General features: G+C 68.7%; 2 protein-coding genes. Both read right to left on the bottom strand.

The window, feature by feature from the left end:
* Nucleotides 1-35: 35 nt before the first annotated feature.
* Complete coding sequence (locus I73_RS19445; RefSeq protein ID WP_083876923.1) at nucleotides 36-659, bottom strand: PAS domain-containing protein; 624 nt, start codon at nucleotides 657-659, stop codon at nucleotides 36-38.
* A 36-nt stretch (nucleotides 660-695) separates the two neighbouring features.
* On the bottom strand, nucleotides 696-1,010 hold a 315-nt coding region (locus I73_RS19440; protein WP_148289859.1), incomplete at its 5' end, for a PAS domain-containing protein.

The following is a 1,010-nucleotide window of genomic DNA, read 5'->3' as shown; positions in this document are numbered from 1 at the left end:
GGACCGGGCGGCTGAGATGCCCGGTTCCCGCTGGATCACCTTCCGGCCTGGCGCGCGGGATCGGTGGAGGACTCTTCGCAGAAGGTCGCCAGGAACAGCGCTTCGTCGGGCAGCGGGCCGAGGGACACCCTGAAGGTCTGTGCCGCGCCGCTGCGGGGCTGCAGCGTCAGCGTGGCCGTCGCCACGGGCGGATCGCGATCACGGCAGGCGGCAATCAGCGCGCGCATCGTCTGCCCACCCTGCGGGGGCAGAAAGCTGTCCAGCGCCTGGCCACAGGCATCGTCCTGATCGAGGCCCAGCGCGCGGGCGGCCATCCGGTTGAGCTCGTGCACGAGCAGGTCCTGGTCAAGGGTGAAGCAGGCCACGGGCTGGTGGTCGTAGCGCTGTGCCTGCTGCGCCAGCGCCAGCTCCAGCGCCTGCCGGGACTCTCGCAGTTCCTCGGCCTGGAGCTCCAGTTCGACCTGATGCACCTGCAGCTCATGCAGCAGGGCCAGCGCGTCGGCCGCCCGCTCCGGGGTGGAGGCCAGCGCATGGAGCACGGACAGGGCATCGAAGCCGATGCTGGCCGATGCCTTGGGGCTGGCGCGGCCGTCCAGGCGCAGCGCTGCGCGCAATCGCAGGTCTGCAGGGGGCGTCTCTGTGGATTCGATGTGTGCCATGGAACGGCTCCCGCCGCGTGACGGCTCGAGCCCACTCTACTCCTTGCGCAGGCGGGACTCCAGTGCTTTGGCGGCGGTGATGTCGACGAAGGTGATCACCGCGCCCTGGATCACATTGGACAGGGTGCGGTACGGCATGATGCGCACCGAAAACCATTGGCCGTCCGTGGTCGCGATCTGCTTTTCCGTGAAGGCCAGGGTGCGCAGCGTCTCCTTCACGTCGGCGTACAGCTCGGGGTAGATCAAGGTGCTGGCCAGTTCACGCAGCGGCCGCCCGATGTCGCCCTCGCGCAGGTGGATGACGCGGGTGATCTGCTCGGTGAAGCGCCGCACGTTCAATTCGTGTCCAGA

Origin of the sequence: Ideonella sp. B508-1, assembly GCF_000333615.1 — a bacterium.
GTDB lineage: Bacteria > Pseudomonadota > Gammaproteobacteria > Burkholderiales > Burkholderiaceae_C > Ideonella.
The sequence above is the reverse complement of the archived record's forward strand: the minus strand, read 5'-3'. Positions and strand labels throughout refer to the sequence as shown.

What these genes read in the sequence shown, in the direction of transcription:
- I73_RS19445 (WP_083876923.1), bottom strand. Translation starts at nt 659, where the DNA reads ATGGCACACATCGAATCCACAGAGACGCCCCCTGCAGACCTGCGATTG.